This is a genomic window from Leptospira dzoumogneensis, from assembly GCF_004770895.1.
GTDB classification, from domain to species: Bacteria; Spirochaetota; Leptospiria; order Leptospirales; family Leptospiraceae; genus Leptospira_B; species Leptospira_B dzoumogneensis.
Genome location: NZ_RQHS01000019.1, coordinates 614095 through 635085 on the forward strand (window position 1 = coordinate 614095; position 20991 = coordinate 635085).

Consider the following 20991-nt stretch of genomic DNA (forward strand, 5'->3'; position numbering starts at 1 on the left):
GGACTTATGAAGACAGAAGAGAAAACAAACGTTCATTTTGATTACGACTATATCATAGTAGGTTCTGGCTTTGGCGGAAGTGTTTCTGCAATGAGGTTAAGCCAAAAAGGGTATTCTGTCTTAGTGATCGAGTCCGGTAAGAGATGGACTGCAAAAGAATTTCCTAAAACGAATTGGTCCGTTCATAAATATTTATGGATGCCTAGATTAGGTTTTTATGGGATCCAAAGACTCAATCTTCTAAAAGATTTTTTCTTAGTCAGTGGTGCCGGGGTAGGAGGAGGTTCTTTAGTATATGCTAACACACTTTACGTTCCTTCCGATAAAACGTTAAATCACCCTACATATAAAAAGATCGGCGGTAAGGATGGAATGCTCCCTTTTTATAAAGTCGCCTCCAGAATGCTGGGAGTCGTTCAAAATCCGCACTTGGATAGGTCCGATGCGGTCTTAAAAGAGATCGCACAAGAAATGGGAAGAGGAGAAACTTTTTCCGCAACTCCTGTAGGAGTATTCTTCGGAGAAAAACAAGGACAAACAGTGAAAGATCCCTACTTTCTGGGAGATGGTCCGGATAGAACTACATGCAATCTTTGCGGAGGTTGTATGGTAGGATGCCGTTTTAATTCTAAAAACACATTAGATAAAAATTATCTATTTTTTGCGGAGAAATTAGGAACTAAAGTACTTCCTGAAACAAAAGTAACCGATATAGTTCCATTAAACGAATATGGAGAAGCGGATCCGGATGCGAATGGAGAATTCGGTTACCAACTTTCTACCAGATCTACTACAGGCTGGTTCGGTTCTCCTAAAAGAAAATTTAAAGCCAGGTCCGTTGTACTTTCTGCCGCGGTGATGGGAACTGTAGGTTTACTTTTACGTTCTAGAGAAGCAGGACATATGAAACGTCTTTCAGTTCGTTTAGGAGATGATGTTCGTACGAATAGTGAAACAGTTTTAGGAGTTACTAAATTCGGAAAGGATGTGGATTTTTCCAGGGGAGTTGCGATTACTTCTTCTATTCATCCGGATGAACATACACATATAGAACCGGTCCGTTATTCTAAAGGTTCCGACTTTTTTGGAACTCTTGCGAGCGTCTTGACCGATGGTGGAGGACTCTTTCCTAGACCTCTTAAATATTTTTTTACAATGTTCACTCAACCTATTTATTTTTTGAAAGCATCGTGGCCTTTCGGTTTTGCTAAAAATTCTCTTATTCTTCTAGTCATGCAAACATTGGATAATAAGGTAAAGTTAGTTAGACAAAGAAGAATGTCCTGGCCTTTCGAGAAGTCAATGACCTCCACTATCAGTTCGGGCGAGAAAGTACCTTCTTATATTCCGATCGCAAACCAAACAGCTAGACAGGTTGCGAAGAAGATAGGAGGTATTCCTAGAAGTTCATTAAATGATGTTCTTTTGAATGCACCTATCACCGGGCATATCATGGGCGGTTGTGTAATGGGTTCCGATCCGGAAGAAGGTGTGATCGATTTTGAGAACAAGGTTTACGGTTATAAAAATTTAAGAGTTTGTGACAGTTCTATGATCCCTGTGAACCTAGGAGTAAATCCTTCTCTTTCGATAACTGCAATGACTGAAAGAGCAATGTCCATGATCCCTCCCAAAGAGAATAAGCCGGTCTCTAGTTTTGAATTTGAAAAACAATTCGGGATCACATCCGTAGTGTTTCCTAAAATCTGATCCGAAAACGATAGACCTAGACTTAGCTAAAAGAAATTCTCTCCGTATCGGACATCACCGATCCGGAGAAGGATTTTGAGCCTATTAAAAGAAAGTCTAAAGGATTTTTTTCAAACTAAAAAGGATTGGATCTCTTTCGGGGGAGTGTTCTTTCTATTTTTGATTTTCTGGTCTTATAATTATTCCTTTCGATTTGCTCCGCTTTTTACCCAGGCTCTAAAAGATAATCAGATAGGTTTAAGCCTATTTTACTTTTTATTTTTTGCCGCAGGTGCAATGGTCATCTATCCGATCGTTCTCGCATTTTATGGAAAACTAAACGAATTCAAACCTTCTATTCCTTTGATCTTAGGTTATGTAGTTGTTCTTGCAATCGTATGTTCCGCAAGGATCAGAGATTCTGAATTATTCCGCTGGGCGGGTTCTTCTTCCGTAGAGATTGCAATGCTTACTCTGAATTATGTAGGGACTATCCTTGCGTACACTGCATTACCTTTGGCTTGGATCCTTCTCCGCAAAAATTCTCCTGACAGATTTTTAGGACTAAGTAGATCTCCAAAGTTCGGTGAGGTATTATTCTTATTAGGATTGATGCTTCCTGTAATTGCGATCGCATCCTTCTCCCTTTCTTTTCTTTCCGTTTATCCTAGATTTGCAGGAAGACTGTCGGACGGTTATTTGATCTATCCTCCCGCTTTATGGATCATTCTGTTCGAAATTTCTTATGCAGCAGACTTTGCGGTTTTAGAAACTTTCTTTAGAGGGTTTATGGTTTTTCCTCTGGCTTCCAGAGCAGGAAGTAAACCTGCAGTTTTGGGCATGGCATTCATGTACGGCCTTTTACATTTTACAAAACCTTCTTTCGAGGCATTGGGTTCCTTTTTCGGAGGTTTTATCTTAGGAATGATCTCTTATCGGACTAAATCAGTATATGCAGGAATTTTGATACATATAGGTGTCGCGCTGGCAATGGAACTTGCCGCTACTTTGCAGTTTTTATATTTTATGGAATGATATTCTCCGGCTCAGATAGAACCGGAGACAAGACTCAAATTCGGATCGTATATCCGATATTATAGAAGAAGATCACATGAACTATATGCTGCTGCTGATAATGGTCCACCAAGGCCCTTTTTACCGCAGGATCATCCGATAAGGAAGAAAGATAGTTAACGATCAGTTCATTCTTATATCCATAAGCTTTCGCAGGATCGATAGTTAATCCATCGTTAGAATTACTATCCGGATACGCGCCGATATTCGGTGTATAAGTCGGATTATCCACCAATGCAGGTGTAGCTCTATACATCATATTCGCAGCGAAAAAAAACTTTCCATAATCGAATTGGAGTCTAGGGCTAATATCGCTGATCCCTTTTTTTCGATCCGTGTTATCGTTCACTTCCGCATAACCTACCACCAAACTTGGAGTGATCCTGAAAGTTTCACCTTTAAAAAATTCATGAGATAGAGTGAGACGATAATTATGAGTTCCTTGGAAAGTCCCGCCGTAATCGTTTAACATTTTATTGTTAATCGAGAACTGAGGATTGAGCCATTCCCAAAAAGGAGCCTTCCATCCGATCACCCAATATCCTCTCATTACATAAGTAGGATCGTTCTGATTGATGAATAAGAATCCAGCGGAGAATGTACCAAGTCTGGTCTCATGATCGTACATCGCTCTAGTGAAGACGTAATCAAAAAGCCCGTTTTTTTCCTTTCTGGTTTTTACTTCGTTCGGATCGAATTGTAAAGTTCCAGCGGCAAGTGACTTATCTAACAGATAAGTTTGATCAGGACCTCCGGGCGCGGATTGTAATCTCAGATCCGAGTCGGTGTTACTTCTGTCCACCAAAGGGTTCATAACGGTAAGCCCAAGTTTAAATTGTTTAGGCAAACCTAATATTTCCACGCTGGTAGTTAAGAAATAAGCTTCGTAAAAATCTTTGTAAGAAGTTCCGTTCCTTCTCGCCTGTCTTTCTCCGAATAGATCGGAACCTTGGAAGGCACCGTCATTGGATAAGGATTGAGAAAGTAAGATAGAATGTTCCGGAAGTGAATCTTTTGGAGAAGGCGTCTTGACCGCTCCAGTCGGAACACTTTCGTCGGAGGCAAATTCCGGAATAGTATCCGGAGTATCTTCCGTGATTTGTTTTATTTTATCTTTGCGGATTCTATATATGACTCCGTCCGGATCAACCACCTCTATCTCGGTTTCCGACTCTTTTTGAATGGAAACTTTTTTGAAAATGCGACCCGCATTCATTTGGATCGTTACTGCTAAAATTGATTCGAGAGGAAAAGTGAGGATCAGTAGGAGGATTGAGGAAATACCAAAAATTCTTCCCATACAACCATTATTAAAAATGGGGGAGTTTCTTCAATACACATACATTTGTAATCATTTATTTGCTAATCCCTTAACTGATGTATAACAATCCTTATTTTCCGAAATGCCATGAACTTTTTCTTCTCTTAAGAGTCCCACGAAGATTTGATCCTTAAACTATTTTGTATTTTTAGTCCGTATAAAATTCGGTTTTCAGCATCCTAACAAAGATGTATCTTTGGAGAAAGAGCTTCTTTCAGGCAAAAATATGATCCAACTCAATCGACCTTCTTTATTCAAAAATTCTAATTTTTATTCGGGAGAATGGAGAACCTTTTCTAAAACGATCCCTGTATTTGATCCGGCAACAGGTGAGAAGATAGGAGAAGTGCCCGATCTTCCCCGCGAAGAAGTAAGAAAAGCATTGGAGTTTGCGGAGAAGTCCCAAAAAGAATGGTCCAAAACAATCCCTAAACAAAGAGCCAGATTTCTCAGGAATTGGGCGGATCTAATGATCCAAAACAAAGAAGACTTAGCAAAAATTATGACCTGGGAACAGGGAAAACCTTTAGCTGAATCCAGAGGAGAGATTGATTACGCTGCTTCTTATCTGGAATGGTTTTCAGAAGAAGCAAAACGTGCGTACGGAGATTTGATCCCCACTCATAGAAAAGAACTTAGATTGATGGCTTGGAAAGAGCCGGTGGGCGTTACAGGGATTTTAACTCCTTGGAATTTTCCTTCTTCCATGATCACTCGAAAGATAGGACCTGCGCTTGCGGCGGGATGTGTTGTGATATCTAAACCTTCCGAACTTACTCCTTATTCCGCAATCGCGTTAGCTGTTCTTGCAGAAGAAGCAGGAATTCCTTCCGGAGTTTTTCAAGTCGTAACTGGGCAGCCTGAACCGATCGCAAATGAATTTTTAGAAAACAAAATCGTTCGTAAGATCAGTTTTACGGGCTCTACAAGAGTGGGAAAAATACTCTTAGAAAGATCAGCAAACCAAGTGAAAAGAATTTCTTTAGAGTTAGGGGGCAACGCTCCTTTTATAGTATTCGCGGATTCAAATATTAAAGAAGCGATCCGAGGTGGAATTGTATCAAAATTTCGTAATGCAGGACAAACCTGTGTTTGCACGAACAGATTTTTGGTAGAAGAAAAGATCGCGGAAGAATTCGCTCACGGTTTATCGGAAGAAGTTTCCAAATTTAAAGTAGGGAACGGTTTTGAAGAAGGAGTGAATATTGGCCCCTTGATCCATTCTGCCGCGGTCAAAAAAGTGGATTCACATTTAAAAGATGCTCTCGAAAAAGGAGGAAAACTTCTGATCGGAGGTAAATCACATTCTCTTGGTGGGAACTTTTACGAACCGAGCGTTCTATCGGGAATTTCAGAAAAATCATTATGTTTCCAAGAAGAAACATTCGGTCCACTCGCACCTATCAAAAGTTTCAAAACGGAAGAAGAAGCATTACAAATTGCAAACGCAAGCGACGTCGGTTTGGCATCTTACGTATATACAAACGATCCTGCCAGGATCTGGAGAATTTCAGAAGCCTTGGAAGCAGGGATGGTTTCCGTAAACGAAGGCATATTATCCACTGAACAGGTGCCTTTTGGAGGAGTAAAAGAGTCCGGTATGGGCAGAGAAGGTTCCAAATACGGGATAGAAGAGTATCAGGAAATAAAATATATCTGCTGGGGCGGACAAGGCTGATCTTAAAAACTTCGAATTCTCTCTGTTAGTTTTGTAAAAAAATTTTCGTCCTTAGAGTTCGGACTTCTTTTTGCATTTTCCTTGACTTAGGGGTCCTCCGGATCAATTTCTTAGGCTGCCCTTTTTATGGACCCTTTTTATTTTAACTTCTACTTCTTCGGATCTTTACTCGCTTCCTTATTTTCCTTATACGTATCTTTTTTCTTTCTGACCATCAAGGAAAGAAGTAAGGCTGCATTTCACTTAGGACTTTCGAGTTTATCCACTACTATTTTTCATTTCGGGTATTTGGTAGCCTTTTGCTCGCCTGAAGATTGGACGATCTTTCATAGATGGATCGTGATCCCATTCCCGATGGTGGGGTATACTCAGCTTTTTATATTCTTCTTCTATTTCCCTACTCCTAAAAGGGAAAAGTTAGGACTTGCACTTTATTCTCTTTTGTATGTGGGAGTGATCACTTTAGCGATCTTTTATATTCTTCTTTCTTTAAAATCCACCCGAAGTTTCGTGATGGGGAGCCATTATTGGGATTTCGAAACTCATTTATTTTATAAAATTTTCTCTCTAATAGTTTTCCTTTATAATTTTATCTTTTTGATAGCGGCAATTTGGAGAGCGATCGTAGAGAAAGGAGGAGAGAGAAGGTCGGTAATCTATATCACTCTCGCCTACCTTACCATCACACTTTTACCGGGCATTACAAATGCTTTAAGTAGAGAAGGTACCGTATCCAGAGCTGTTTATCAGCAAACAGCGGACATTCTTCTTGTAGCCGGATTATTTTTAATTCTTATCGTTTATGTAAACGCGACCAAGGAAAGAACTACGATCTTAAGTAGGATCGTGGGAGTGAGTATGGCAACCTTCCTTCTCGCATTCCAGTTGGTCGGATTTGCAATATTAAACGGTTATGATTCTTCTTTCGATCTAATAAAAAGAGAAGAAGCTAAACTGGTCGTTTTACAGGGAGAGACCCCGGGCGGATTCGCGTATTTAACTTCTTATGATCCGAACGAAAATCGTTTTCAAACGGAAAAAGGTTTTAAGGATCCAAGATCCGATTCTGAAGATAGATTAGAGATAAAATTCTTTTATATTTCTAAAAATCTCACTAGTTTAGGAAGTCTTCCCGCAAAATCTAGATGGGAAAGATCCAAAACGATTTTAGAAAATTCTCCCAAAGAGTTTTATGCATACCAAGAAGGACTGAAACAATTTTTAGAATCTAAAGGGAGCGATCCGGTTTCAGACGAAGATGTACATGAATTTTTCAGACATTTGAACAAAAGATTAAAAGTAGTTCGAAGCAAATATTCTCACCTGCCTTCTAAATCGGATGCGCCTGCAATTTATAAACTTTTAAGATCGGAAGAAGTCGGCCTTTCCGCTATTTTAGAAAAAGTCAAAATAAAAGCGGAAGCGGATCTTAAGGCGGATATATCGGAATCGGATCTGGATAAAACGATCCTTCTACCCTTAACTCCTATCCGAGAGGTGGGGGAAAGGATCTATAGAGGAACGAAATATTATAAAGTCGGGGATGAGAAACCGCAATACTATGTTTCTTACCTGGTTGTACACCCTACAAACGGAAATGTTTACGAAGTAGGTTTTACATACGTATCTTTCCGCAAATTTATACATGAGCCTGCATTGATCTTAGTAGTATGTTTACTCGCGATCATGTTAGTGATCAGTCTAGGATTTAGGTTCTTCTTCCAAAATGCTCTTATCAAACCTATGGACGAAGTAGTAGTAGGTTTAACTGAAGTGAATTCAGGAAACTTGGATTATAGACTGGAACCAAGAGTAGAAGATGAGATCGGATTTATCGCCAGATCTTTTAACAGAATGGCAAGGTCCATCCAAGCGGCCCGAAAAAGATTAGAACAATATGCTAACGAACTGGAAGAAAAAGTAAAGGAACGTACCAAGGAATTAGAACAAACCTTGGGGGAAGTGCAAGAACTCAAACAACAACAGGACGGGGATTATTTCTTAACTTCTCTTTTGATCAAACCTTTAGGTGCGAATAAAGCAGTTCATGAAAACGTAAAGGTGGATTTTTTACTGGAACAAAAGAAAAAATTCACTTTCAGAAGATATCATGATGAGATCGGCGGGGACTTAAATATCTCCAATCATATAGAATTAATAGGCAGATCTTATACAGTATTCTTGAACGCGGATGCAATGGGAAAATCCATGCAGGGTGCAGGCGGTGCTCTCGTTCTTGGATCCGTTTTTGAATCCATCATAGAAAGAACAAGACTTGCGGATAATATGAAAAATCAGTCTCCGGAACGCTGGTTGAAAAATGCGTTTACTGAACTTCATAAAGTTTTCGAAAGTTTTGACGGTTCCATGTTGGTTTCTTCCGTAATGGGCCTTGTGGACGATGAAGTCGGTATTTTATATTTTATTAATGCAGAACATCCTTGGACGGTTTTGTACAGGGATGGCATTGCAAGTTTTATAGAAGACGAGTTGATGTTCCGAAAACTGGGAACCACCGGAATGGAAGGTCGTATTTATATCAAAACATTCCAATTAGAGCCTGGAGATGTGATCATTGCGGGATCCGACGGTAGAGATGATATTTTGATCGGAACGGACGCAGACGGGGGAAGGATCATCAATGATGATGAAAAACTTTTCCTTCGCGTTGTGGAAGAAGGCAAAGGCGACCTAGGTGGAATTTATAATTGTATTACTGGAAGAGGTCCTTTAACCGACGACCTTTCTCTTATCAGGCTTTCATTTAAAGAAGCTGATTCGGATCAGAAACTTCATAATGAACAAAAACAAAAAATAAAAGAACTGTTAAATAGAGCTAAAGAAACTTCTCAAAACAAAGATGTGGCGGAAGCGATTACTTATTTGGAAGAGGCGGAGAACCTGGACAGCCGCATCCCTGAAGTGAAGAAAAATTTCGTAAAATTATTCTTAAAACTTAAAGATTATTCCAAAGCGGCACATTACGCGGAAGACTATCTGAATATCAAGCCTGTCGATAAGGAAATTTTATATGTCGCCTCCTTTGCAGCAAGAAAGGCAGGTCAGTTAAAAAAAGCGCTAGACTTTGGGGAGAGATTGAGATTAAGAGAGCCAGATCATTTTAAAAACCTAATGAATCTGGCCCAAGTTTATATCGCTTTAAAAAATTATGAAAGAGCGATGTATATGGTCCAATCCGCTCTGCATATAGAACCTGAAAACGAGGCAGTACTCAGGATCAGAGATGTTCTAAGGAAAAATTGGCGTTAACACACTTAGAATTCTGATTAATATCAACTTTTAAAGATATAGTCCTTAGAATACCGAATTAAAATGTGAGTTTTTGCTCACTTTATAAAAAATAAGATCGATTCTATGTGCCTTCGGTTTGAATTTAGAGTATTCTTTAGATAAAACCAAACATTATTGGGGGCGCCAATGAATGACGAACGAACCACGGAAAAGATCGCGGCGTTAGGCCCTTTGACTATCAATCGGATCCGCATCGGACTAGTTTTTTTGATCCTAGCCTCCCTTGCTGCCTCTTGGGAACAAAGTTCTTTTGAACAAAATATGGCTTACTTGGGAGGGACGATCTCTATGGCGGTCGTCTCTTTGTTGAATTTGTTCTTTTCTTATCGAAACGGAAGGATCCCGAAATCGATCGGGATGATCTCGGTCATTTTAGATATATTAATACTCGCTAGTGTTATGTTTTTCGCCGCTTCTACGGAAAAGAACATGTCTTCCGGCATCATTAGGCAGATTATATTATATGCAATTAATGTAATATTAATAGTATATTCGGGATTACTTCTATTGCCGAGATTTGTGGTTATTGCAGGGTTAGTGTCGGCAATTGCCCAAGGCATAGTGGTATTAAATTGTTATTTTCACGGAGTGGTATTTTCGGAAGAACCTTTAGAGGTGCTTTCTCCGGGATTCGCTTCTATCTCCGAACAAATCTTAAAATTAATTTTCCTGATCGTTATCGCTTTTATAGTTCGAAGTGTGATCAATATATTCGGACTCATGCGTGACGCAGAAGAGGAAAAATTAAACACGATCATAATATCCGGGAACGAATTGAAAAGAAGTAAGGAGAGAATGGATTCTGCCGCGGTTTCCTTAAAAGAAAAATCCAGATCCTTACGGAATTTCTCCAATGAATTTTTCGATGTGATCAATAATCATGCTGCTTCTTTTGATGAGATAGGAAGTACTTTAACCGAATTTTTGTCTCAAATTGAAAGTGCTGCCTCTAGTGTTAAGGATCAATTCGGAAGGATAGAGCTGCTTGTAAAGGAAAGTCAAAATTTAAGATCTTTGATCGATAAAATTTCAGGTTATTCTTCGGAGTTAAACGGCCGCATTCATTCCGTTTTGAATACAGGTAAAGAAGTAACCGAATTTGTTTCAGGTCTTTCCGAATCATTGGAATCTCTTGGAGAATCTTTCCGTTCCGTGGGAGAAGTTACTGTAATAATGGCCGAGGTCGCAGATCGTACCAATCTGCTTTCTTTAAACGCTTCTATAGAAGCTGCAAGAGCGGGAGTTGCAGGAAGAGGTTTCGCGGTGGTTGCTACTGAAGTTTCTAAACTTGCGGAGAGCAGCGGACAAAATGCCGCAAGGATCTCTAAAATAATCGGTGAATCCAATGATTATGTGGACAAGGGCAGAAATAGAGCCTCGGTAACATCGGAGAAGGTCAGGGATCAGGAGGATCAATTTGCCGCTTTCTTAGGTAGATTCAACGAATTGAATGGACTCCTTGAGGATCAGATGAAAATAAACGATCAGTTTCTGGCTAGTTTATCAGAATTACGTAAACTTTCAGCAGGGATAGAGACTTCTTCAAATGAACAAAACACCGGAGCCTCTATGATTATGGGAGCGATATCTGAATTGCAGGGCTCGATGGATTCTTTATTGAGAAAGAGTGAACTTTTATCGGACACAATAAAAGTACTTGAAGAGGAAGCAGAACTTCTCGGAACAGAACATTGATCTATATCAGTTAAACGATCGATTATATTAGTGACTCGTTAATTAAGGACAACGTTAACTTTCTTTTGCAATAAATTTTCCACGAATGAAATCCGAAAAAGGATCGATTTATTCGCCCTTTTACCGTCTTGGATATTAGTTAATAAAAATGTTCCTAAGTCGGGTTTTTCTAATATGGTAGCACGTTCTGAAACGGAAAAAATTCTCGCTCAAGGTCCGATCACGATCAATCGAATCAGATTTGGGCTGACATTATTGTACTTCGCCTCCATTGCTATGGGTTATAAAAGAAGTACAATATTCCAAAACTCGCTCTATATTATAGGGACTTCTATTATGGTGATGTACGTCACTTATTCTTTCCTCAAGAATAGATTCGGGAGCGGAGTATCTCCCTTTTTAGGAAAAGTTTTTATAGTGGCCGATGTGATCGTTCTTTGTTTGGTGATGATCGGTGCGACCACAGAGGATGCAAAGCTTGCTTCGAACGTAATCAAACAAGTTGTGCTCTATACGATCAATGTTATTTACATAGTTTACGCTGGGCTCTTACTTTCTCCTAGATTCGTATACTTGACCGGATTTTTAACCATCCTATGCCAAAGTTTAGTAACTGTGAATGCAGCTTATACCGGAGTTATTTTTACGGAAGATAGTATTACTTCGATCACTCCTGGTTATGCTGCTATGTCCGAACAGATCACTAAGATGTTATTCTTAATGACCACTGCGTTTATCGTAGTTGCGGTGATCCGGATCTTTCTACAGTTAAAAAGTGTAGAAGAAGAAAAATCCCAAGCCATCGAAAAGTCCAAAGAAGACCTGGAGCATGGCCGGATCAGAATGACCGAATCCGCAGTTTCGTTAAAAGAGAATTCCAAAAAGTTAAAAGACTTCTCGGATGATTTTTCGGAAGTAATAAGTAATCATGCCGCTTCTTTCGAAGAGATCAGTTCCACTATGGAAGAATTTTTGGCTCAAACGGAACAATCTACAGAAACCGTAAAAGACCAATTCACAAAGATCGAGGGATTATTGGGAGAAAGTAGAAATCTAAATACTCTGATTGATCGGATCTCGGGACATTCTAACGACTTGAATCGTAATATGGATATAGTGCTGGATGCAGGAAAAGCGGTAAGTGAATTCGTAGACGGTCTTAGAACTTCTTTGGAATCTTTAGGAAGCTCTTTCCGTTCCGTGGGAGAAGTGAACCAGATCATGTCGGATGTTGCTGATAGAACGAACCTTCTATCTTTAAACGCATCTATTGAAGCTGCAAGAGCCGGGGCAGCAGGAAGAGGATTCGCAGTAGTCGCGACGGAGGTCTCCAAACTCGCAGAAAGTAGCTCTGAAAATGCGGATCGTATTTCTAAAATCATAAACGAAAGTACTAAGTATGTCCAAGACGGACAAAAGTCCGCTCATACCGCGAATGAAAAAGTGAAAGAGCAGGATACTTTGTTCACAAACTTTTTAGATAGCTTTAAACAATTGAATCAATTATTGAGCGAGCAGAAGATAGTGAACGAGCGTTTTTTGAACAGCCTTTCCGTTTTAAGAAATTTATCTTCGGATATCGAAGCGGGTTCTAAAGAACAGTCGTTAGGAGCGAATGCGATCATGACGTCCGTATCTTCTTTACAGAGTTCTATGGATTCTTTGTTAAGAAAGAGCGAAATGTTGGCTGAAACCATAAAAATTTTGGAAACCGAAGCTCAAACATTGGCATCGAAAGGTTAGTTATCTTTCGATAAAATTTCCGAACTAGTTTGTTCGGAAATATCTTGAATTCTAAACACTAAGGATTAGAAAAGTCGCTCCATGGTTTACTTTAACTCTTGGGCGATCTCTACGCTTATCTGTTCCCTTTTTACCTTTATCATCTTTGCTTTTTTAGCCGCGCTAAAGAAGAAGGCGAATTATACGAGTGCCTTCTCTCTTCTTTTCTTTTTCGTCTTTCTGATCAATTTCGGATTCTTTATATCTGCGATATTTCCTTATCCAACCGCTTCGTATCATAGACTTGTTACCGGTCCGGCGGCAGTATTCGGTACGATCTTTCTTTGTATTTTCGCATATTTATATCCAAGGAACGATCGTTCAAAAGAAACAAGATATGTGATCGGAATTTTACTCGGGATTTCTTTAATTACGATCTCCTATTCCTACTTTCAAATTTTTACGAACAAACCTTTATTCGATTTTAAGGGGCAAATATATAATTATCAACAAAAGGTGGGTAATCTACTCGCTGCTTCTTTACTTGCATTCCTTTTAGTAATGATCTTTATCCAGGTCAGAAAAATTCTCCGCGCGGATAAAGAAGAGAGAAAGGCACTGGTACAGATGTCCATAGGAATGGACATCACTTATACTGTTCCGGTAGTTTCCAATCTACTTCTTCGTGAAGGAGTGATTACCTTCAATACATTCCAGCAATTGTACGTTGGATTCATGATCTTGGGGTATTTTACTCTAACTATATTATTTATTAATAATACGGTAGATAAAACCTCTTTTATGACCAAGATCATCGGGATAACCGTGGCGACCTGTTTGGTTTTCGCCCAGGCATTTTCTACCGTAGTGAATTTGAAGAATGAGTCCTTATTCGATGAGATCAGTATTAAAGAAGCTATTACATTTTTGAATACGGGCAAATCGGAAGGTTCTTCTATCGCGTATGCCGTTTCTTTGGGAGATTCTTCCAATAAACCTAAGGTTCTGATAAAATCTGCTGGTATAGAACCGAACCTAAATCTGGCCCAAAAGGAAATTTTAGAAAATAGAAAGTCTGGAAATTTCCTGAAAAGAACTCCTACTACGAATATTCCTAGGACAAGTTCTGAAGATTACGTACCTTCTCCAAACGATCTGTTTTATTCTTATTATCTGAGAGATGAGGCAGAAGAAAGGACACTGCTTGTTGCATTTCCTTATCTACATTACAGAAAGTTTTTGGATGAAACGAATAGCTGGCTGGTATTCTTAACTCTTTCTCTTGTTTTTGTGATCTTAGTTTTGTTCCCATTCTTCTTCAATCGAAGTTTGGTACGTCCTTTGAACACTTTGATCCGAGGAGTGGGAGAAGTAAATTTAGGAAATCTTACGATCCGAATTCCTGTACTTGTACAGGATGAGATAGGTTATCTTTCGGAATCTTTCAACAAGATGGTGGGAAGTATTCTAGAAGGAAGAACAAAGTTGGAAGAATATGCGGACACTTTGGAAGAAAAGGTGGATGCCCGTACAAAAGAAGTTACCGAAAAAATGGAAGAGATCCATTCCTTAAAGGTGCAGCAGGACGGAGATTATTTTCTAACTTCTCTATTAAGCAAACCTTTGATGACGAATTGGAATCGTTCCTCTACTGTTACGACTAACTTCTATATTGAACAAAAGAAAAAATTCGTCTTCAAGAGTAAAGAATCGGAGATAGGAGGAGATATTTGTATCAGCGGAAACCTTCTATTCGGTCCTGAAAAAGAAAGATGGTCCGTATTCCTGAACGGGGACGCGATGGGAAAATCCATGCAAGGAGCTGGAGGAGCCATCGTACTCGGAACGGCTATGAACAACATCATGGCAAGATCAGCGAGCCAAGGAAAAGTTTTAAATATCTCTCCGGAAGATTGGGTGAGAGAAGCATATCGAGAATTGGATGATATTTTTAGAACATTCGACGGAGTGATGATGGCTTCCGCAATTCTCGGGCTCATAAATGAAAAAACCGGAAAGATGTACTATTTTAATGCGGAACATCCTTGGGCGGTACTTCTCCGAGATGGAAAAGCTTCTTTCTTAGAAAGAGAATTAACTTTGCGTAAACTAGGTTCTCCTTCCGAGATGAGTTTTAGGATCTTGGAATTCGATCTAATGCCTGGCGATATTCTTTATATAGGCTCCGACGGAAGAGACGATATAAATTTAACCGAAGACGGTGTAAATTGGATCATGAATTCCGACGAGAATATGTTTCTCAAAACGGTGGAGGAATCCAAAGGAGATCTGGATTACTTAGTGGATCATATCCATAGTTTGGGCGCTTTATCCGATGACCTTTCTTTGATACGTATCGGATTTCATGAAAAACTTTCTACGAATATTACTGAATCTAAGACAGGGATCCCTGAATCGATACTAAGAAAATACACCGAAGCTAAGGCTCTTCTACAACAAAGAGAGATAGGCACCGCGGTAGTATTATTGGAAGAAGCATTACAATCCGTTCCTTCTTTCAAAGCCGCCGCAAGATTATTGGGACAAGTGTACTACGATCGAAAGGAATATGGATCTTCTTCTCGTTGGTTTGAAAAATATTTAGAGTTCGATCCGGATTCTCCGAACATATGGTTCTTACTTTCGGTATGTTATAAACATTTAAAAGAATATACTAAGTCCAGCCAAGCGGCGGAGAAGGTCCGTTCATCCCAACCTCATCGTCTAGCGAACCTGATCAACCTTACGGATAATTATAGATTATTAGGTCGCTTTAACGAGGCACGTTCGATCCTGGAAGCTGCGGAATCCATAGATGGAGAAAGCCCGGGAGTCCGAAAGCTGGACGAACTATTGAAATCGAAGGGCTACTGAAACAAATTTAGATTGTGGAATCGGCCATTTCACAATGTTTTGTAAAAAAGACCCTTTTAGGAACCGGCTCGACTCCCGTTTACTAAAATTCGAGGTACCATAATGGCTAATTTATACTATGATAAAGATACGGACCTTTCCGTATTAAAAGGGAAGACCATCGCCGTAATCGGATACGGAAGCCAAGGTCACGCACAAGCCCAAAACATGAAAGATTCCGGGCTGAAAGTTATCATCGGTCTGAAAGAAGGATCCAAATCCAAAAAAGAAGCCGAAGAAGCAGGTTTCGAAGTATTCTCCGTTGCCGAAGCTGCAAAAAAAGCGGACATTATCCAAATCTTAGCTCCGGACGAGATCCAAGGTGATATCTACAAAGCTGATATCGAGCCTAACCTGAAAGATGGAGATGCATTAGTTTTCTCTCATGGATTCAATATCCATTTCGAATTCATCCAACCTCCTAAAACAGTAGACGTTTACATGGTAGCTCCAAAGGGACCGGGACACTTGGTTCGCAGAGTATATGTAGAAGGCGGCGGAGTTCCTTGTTTGATCGCTGTAAACCAAGATGCAACTGGAACAGCAAAACAAAGAGCACTCGCTCACGCAGCCGGAGTAGGTGGAGGAAGAGCAGGAATCCTAGAAACTTCTTTCAGAGAAGAGACAGAAACGGATCTTTTCGGAGAGCAAGTAGTTCTTTGTGGCGGTCTTTCTAACCTGATCATGGCAGGATTCGAAACTCTTACTGAAGCAGGATACGATCCTGAGATCGCTTACTTCGAATGTTTACACGAAGTTAAATTGATCACCGACCTTATCTACGAAGGTGGATTAGCTCGTATGCGTTATTCCATTTCCGGAACTGCAGAATACGGAGACTATGTTTCCGGACCTCGTATCATCGATGCAGGTGTGAAAGCTCGCATGAAAGATGTTCTTGCGGACATCCAAAAAGCAAACGGTTCCAAGTTCGCAAAAGCTTGGATCGCAGAGACCAAAGCTGGTTATCCTGAGTTCAATAAAATGAGAGAGAAAAACGCAGGACACCCAATCGAAGACGTAGGTAAAAAATTACGCAGCATGATGAAATGGCTGAGTAAATAATAAAATCCTAATACTTGGATTTAAAAGGCCGGAAGTTTTCCGGCCTTTTTTGTTTATACGGCATAATTTTTGGAAATTTCTTGCCCAAATCCTTAAAATCGTTCTAAGTTTGGAAAAAAAATCGGAAAATCCCAGGTCTTAAGTCTGGTATTCTCTCAAAGAAGGTATCTATCCTTAGGGCAAAAAAATAATGACAAAGCCTAGCTTTTTGCTATTTTGAGACACCCAAGCCAGGAGGCTCTGATTGAAATCCTTAATTTCCATAATCGGAATTTCCCTCTTTTTGTTTTCTACAGATGTATTCGCGCAGAAAAGGTTCGGCCTTATCTTCGGATCCAACTATAAAGGAAACAAAGCCGGAATCCCTGAATTAAATCTTTGTGAAGCAGACGCCAAATACTTACACGATGAGATCAAACGTGTAGGAAAATTCGACGAGATCAAAATTGTTCTGGGTAAAGATGTTACCAAAGACAATATCCAAAAAGAAATTAAGTCTCTTGCTTCCAAAGCAAAAGCGGATGATACGGTATTTCTTTATTTCTCGGGTCACGGCGCTTTTCAAAGAGATGAAAAAGCAAAGAATGGAATGAGAAACCTAATCATCTGTTATGATAGGCCTCACCTTTCAGACGACGAGTTGAATGATTATCTAGAAGGGATCAAATCTCCTAAAACAGTTTTCGTTTTCGACTGCTGCTTCTCCGGAGGGATCGCTAAAAAAGGAAAGGCAACCAGAGGTTCTGCTAACGTTCCAATTCCGGAGGGAAGTGATGGAACTGTTAAACAAGACTCTCAGGACTTCTTCTTTCAAGATAAAGCGATCATTTCCAGTGCGGATGATAACCAAACTGCGATCGAAGTCGGCGGAACGATCAATCACGGGATCTTTACTTATAATTTCGGAAAGGCTCTTTCTAACGGGGACTTAAACCAGGATAATGTAATCACTGCGCTCGAAGCATTCTTCGCTTCTAAAGATGAAACAGTGAATATGGCTAAAAAGTACGATCACGAACAAGTGCCTCAAATTTCGGGTAACGCGTCAGGTATCTTCTTAGCCGGAGAAAAAAAGCCTGAGCCTCCAAAACCTGTGGAGCCTGTTAAACCTCCCGTAAATCCTACTCCGATTCCGGATGTTCAACCTCCTAAACCGGAACCTGAAGCGCCTGTGGTCACTAACGAAGAGCCTCCAGTTGTTCCTACAAATCTGAAAGGTGATCTGGTGATCAAAACCACCATCATCCAAGATAGAGCTTATGCTGTGTCAGATCTTCCTCCTGAGATCCGTATAACTTCCGGTAAGAAGAGAGTGGGAAATCGTTCTATCAGAGTGCTGATCGACGATAAAGAAGTGGATAAGACGATCACAACCGAATCTTCAAACTATTGGGGAGCGGTCAAAAGAATGGGTAAATTGATCCCAGGTGCGACCTATACTTTAACCGTAAAAGGTGTACCTGCCGGAGTTCATAAGGTAACTATCCAAGCGGATGATTATCCTGAAGTTCAAAAGACACAGGCGGTTCTTCCTAATAAGAGAAATGATCTAGAGGTTGTGACTTCTATGACAGGTTATGGAGCGATCCGAGGAAAAGTATTCTACAGAACCTTGGATAACCCTGTGATCAATCAGCCGATCTTCATGCCTACTATTACAAGCGTAAGCGGTATCCAAAAATTGAATACCGACCAAAACGGTAATTTCTGGTTTACGAATTTAAAACCGGGAGAGTATGAGATCAAGGCTACCTTCGCGGAAGATCTGAACTTGAATAATGCTGATATTAAGGTGAGAGAGGGAGAAGTTACTGAAGTGGATATTATCCTGAATGTGAAACTTCCTTCTACCAAGACTAAATATTAAGAAATCGGAATATTTAGTTTTCAGGAAGAGAGCCTCTCGAGAGATCGAGGGGCTTTTTTGTTCCTGGTTTGGGTTTTAATCTTTTTGGAAACTATTCCATTGTTTGGAATTGATCCTTCTTTTTCTAATTTCGACTAGGATTTTCATTTGTCTTCTATCCAGCAAATTCCCAGCTTTTAGACCGAATTCAGGTAAAGCAGTGTCGTTTGTAAGATTGGCAAAGGTTTTTCCGATTTTTGCGAAGGAACTCCGTAGATCCGGATCCATTTCGGGATATATCATAAATCGCCTCCGTGCGACCCCATTCGGGAAAAAAGGGAGAAAGTTCCGGGTTTTCCATCCTTGGAAAGGAAGCTTTCTCCCAAACTGTACTTCGGGACTTTGCGAAAATACTTGAGATATTTTTTTTCTTGTACGAAAAGAAAGTGCGGAGTAAATTCGGTAAAATGCAGATCCGTCTGGAAAATAGGACCGGCAAAAGATCGGGAAGATTCGTCGTATACGAGTACGGCACGGATCTATTCGGCTATGTCTATGTGGACAAATTTTTGGGCCGCGATAAAGGCAAAATGGTCTCCACATGGTTGATGCAAGATGTAGGCTCTTTGGTTCGTCTTTTGGACCATGAAATATACAAAAGAGAGACCGAAAATTACGAGAACGTTACTTTAGCGGTATGAACGCCCCTACTAGGGTCCTTCGACTTGGATCCGAAATTTCCCGCCTGGGCAGGATCATCCAAAAGGAAGAATCCACCCTTTCCCTATTATCCACTTTCAGAATACTTTCCTTCTTATTCTTTATCTCTTGGATCGTTGGAGTTTATCTTTTACGTACTATTCCCGATCTATATTATTTGCCTTCTATTCTTATCTTAGCCGTATTCTATCGTTTATTATCCGCCTATCAAAAGAGAAGGGAGAAGATCAGAAGGTTACATGTCTGGTCCGATTTTCTAACCGCTCAGATCTCCAGGATCCAATTGGATGGAAAACATTATCCGAAGTCTAAAAGAGAATATTATAAAAATCTTGTATTAGAGACCGGGCTTCCTTCTTGGACCAAAGATTTGGATTTTTTAGGGGAGAAGGGGATCTTTTCCAGAATAGACACCACTGTTATCCCAAAAGGAACCTCTAGATTTTTAGAATACTTTTTGGAAACTCCCGAAGAGTCTAAGGTTATTGCAAGACAAGCAGCGGTAATAGGTCTTTCCAAAAGAGAAAAGGTTCTCCAAAAGCTGCTCAGACAATTTAGATTGTACGAAGCTTCGTTTCCGGCTAGAAGAGAAGGAGAAGATGAAAAACTCCCTTCTTATATTCCTAAGATCGGTAATTTACAACCGGAACGTTCCGAAAAGAATAAGATAAATTTTCCATTTAATCTATTTGAAGAAGAGCCGAATGATTTCTGGAGATCTTCCTTCGGGAAGGCGGCAGGTGCTCTTAGAGTTTTATTTCCGATCTGGTTAGTTCTTGTTTGGCTTTTAGTATTAGGAAGTTTTCTATTCGGACAAACCTGGGGATTCGGGATTTTCATTCTTCATTCTGCGTTTTTCGGATCTTATAGAAATAGATCTCTAAAGATGTTACAACCAATTGCAGAAGATTCGGAAACATTGGAAGAATTAGGAAAACTTCTGCTCTATATTCGTTCTTCAAATCTTTCCGGAAGTAAAGGAGAGATCTTTCTATCCAATTGGAAGAAGAAAGAACTAAAAATTTCTTGGAAACAATTCCTTAAAATTTCCAATCTGGCCGCTTATACTCAGTCTCCTCTTGCTCATGCATTATTGAATATTCTATTTTTCTTCGATCTTTGGATCTGGAGAAGGTACACTAAATGGTGGGAAAAAGACGGATCTTCTCTTAAGGTTTCCATGTCCGATCTTGCGGAGTTGGATTCTTTACTTCCACTTGCAAATTTGAGCTGGATTGAGCCTGGCTTTACGTTTCCTAAATTAGAAAAATCAAATGTTAGGATCCATGCAAAAGATCTTGTGCATCCGTTGATCCCTTCCGACAAAAGAGTACCGAATGAACTGGAACCTATGCAGCCAGGGAAACTTCTTCTTTTAACCGGATCGAATATGTCGGGAAAAACCACTTACTTAAGAGCGCTGGGCATCTCCGGAATTTTTGCGATGGCTGGAGGTCCTGTTCCTGCCACCGAATTTATAACTCCTATCTTAGAAGTACATTCCAGTATCAGGAACGAAGACTCAGTAGAAGAAGGGATCTCATTCTTTTATGCGGAAGTAAGACGACTGGGAAAAATATTACAAGAAGTGAAAAATTCCCAAAAGGGCAGATTGGTACTGTTAGACGAGATCCTAAAAGGTACGAATTCCAGAGAAAGAACAATCGCATGCAAAGGGATATTGAAGAAGTTAAGACAGTACGGAGTATTCGGGATCATTACGACCCATGATCTGGAATTGGCAGACTTACCGGAGCTTTCTTTGTTTCATTTCAGAGAAGAGATAGAGAACGGCAAAATGACTTTCGATTATAAGATCAGATCCGGTATAGTCCAGTCCAGTAATGCTCTGGAAGTTTTGAGATTAGAAGGTTTGGATCTGGACTAAAACCGGACTTTGGTTGGTAGCCGGTATCTCTCTTTTTTGTCTTGCCCGACAAGCTCTCTAAAATTCTA

The 20991-nt window shown here is 40.0% G+C and carries 13 protein-coding genes; 11 read left to right on the forward strand and 2 right to left on the reverse strand.

Annotated features, from left to right (window positions below):
• Positions 1-6: 6 nt before the first annotated feature.
• Positions 7-1710 carry a GMC family oxidoreductase gene (locus EHR06_RS16500; protein WP_135757988.1) on the forward strand — a complete coding sequence of 568 codons (1704 nt, stop codon included), beginning with the start codon at positions 7-9 and terminating at the stop codon, positions 1708-1710.
• Positions 1711-1785: 75 nt separating this feature from the next.
• Positions 1786-2724 carry a CPBP family intramembrane glutamic endopeptidase gene (locus EHR06_RS16505; RefSeq protein WP_135757989.1) on the forward strand — a complete coding sequence of 313 codons (939 nt, stop codon included), beginning with the start codon at positions 1786-1788 and terminating at the stop codon, positions 2722-2724.
• 34 nt (positions 2725-2758) lie between these two features.
• Here EHR06_RS16505 and EHR06_RS16510 read toward each other — a convergent pair whose 3' ends face one another.
• The gene (locus tag EHR06_RS16510; protein WP_135757990.1) at positions 2759-4063 is read right to left on the reverse strand and encodes a hypothetical protein; all 1305 of its coding nucleotides are present in this window, start codon (positions 4061-4063) and stop codon (positions 2759-2761) included.
• A gap of 247 nt (positions 4064-4310) precedes the next feature.
• Between EHR06_RS16510 and EHR06_RS16515 the strand changes: the two genes are divergently transcribed.
• From EHR06_RS16515 to EHR06_RS16545, 7 genes are all read left to right on the forward strand, one after another.
• The gene (locus tag EHR06_RS16515) at positions 4311-5762 is read left to right on the forward strand and encodes an NAD-dependent succinate-semialdehyde dehydrogenase (protein ID WP_244288641.1); all 1452 of its coding nucleotides are present in this window, start codon (positions 4311-4313) and stop codon (positions 5760-5762) included.
• A gap of 126 nt (positions 5763-5888) precedes the next feature.
• Positions 5889-9032: a SpoIIE family protein phosphatase gene (locus tag EHR06_RS16520; RefSeq protein ID WP_135757992.1), complete on the forward strand. Its 3144-nt coding sequence runs from the start codon at positions 5889-5891 to the stop codon at positions 9030-9032.
• 168 nt (positions 9033-9200) lie between these two features.
• Positions 9201-10769, forward strand: coding sequence for a methyl-accepting chemotaxis protein (locus EHR06_RS16525; RefSeq protein WP_135757993.1), 1569 nt, complete (start codon positions 9201-9203; stop codon positions 10767-10769).
• A gap of 174 nt (positions 10770-10943) precedes the next feature.
• The gene (locus EHR06_RS16530; protein WP_135757994.1) at positions 10944-12512 is read left to right on the forward strand and encodes a methyl-accepting chemotaxis protein; all 1569 of its coding nucleotides are present in this window, start codon (positions 10944-10946) and stop codon (positions 12510-12512) included.
• Positions 12513-12593: 81 nt separating this feature from the next.
• The gene (locus EHR06_RS16535; RefSeq protein ID WP_135757995.1) at positions 12594-15365 is read left to right on the forward strand and encodes a SpoIIE family protein phosphatase; all 2772 of its coding nucleotides are present in this window, start codon (positions 12594-12596) and stop codon (positions 15363-15365) included.
• A gap of 102 nt (positions 15366-15467) precedes the next feature.
• A complete protein-coding gene (gene ilvC, locus EHR06_RS16540) occupies positions 15468-16469 on the forward strand; it encodes a ketol-acid reductoisomerase (protein WP_135757996.1) in 1002 nt (333 codons plus the stop codon).
• A 244-nt stretch (positions 16470-16713) separates the two neighbouring features.
• Positions 16714-18336 (forward strand): caspase family protein, encoded by a 1623-nt coding sequence (locus tag EHR06_RS16545; protein ID WP_135757997.1) that lies wholly within the window; start codon positions 16714-16716, stop codon positions 18334-18336.
• A 75-nt stretch (positions 18337-18411) separates the two neighbouring features.
• On the opposite strand, the gene EHR06_RS16550 is transcribed toward EHR06_RS16545, so the two are convergent.
• Positions 18412-18618, reverse strand: coding sequence for a hypothetical protein (locus tag EHR06_RS16550; RefSeq protein ID WP_100767051.1), 207 nt, complete (start codon positions 18616-18618; stop codon positions 18412-18414).
• Positions 18619-18782: 164 nt separating this feature from the next.
• Here EHR06_RS16550 and EHR06_RS16555 point away from each other — a divergent pair, with 164 nt between their 5' ends.
• Both EHR06_RS16555 and EHR06_RS16560 read left to right on the forward strand, forming a co-directional pair.
• Positions 18783-19016 (forward strand): hypothetical protein, encoded by a 234-nt coding sequence (locus EHR06_RS16555; protein WP_086448584.1) that lies wholly within the window; start codon positions 18783-18785, stop codon positions 19014-19016.
• Positions 19013-20923: a MutS-related protein gene (locus EHR06_RS16560; RefSeq protein WP_135757998.1), complete on the forward strand. Its 1911-nt coding sequence runs from the start codon at positions 19013-19015 to the stop codon at positions 20921-20923. The genes EHR06_RS16555 and EHR06_RS16560 overlap by 4 nt, the downstream gene beginning before the upstream one ends.
• Positions 20924-20991: the final 68 nt, after the last annotated feature.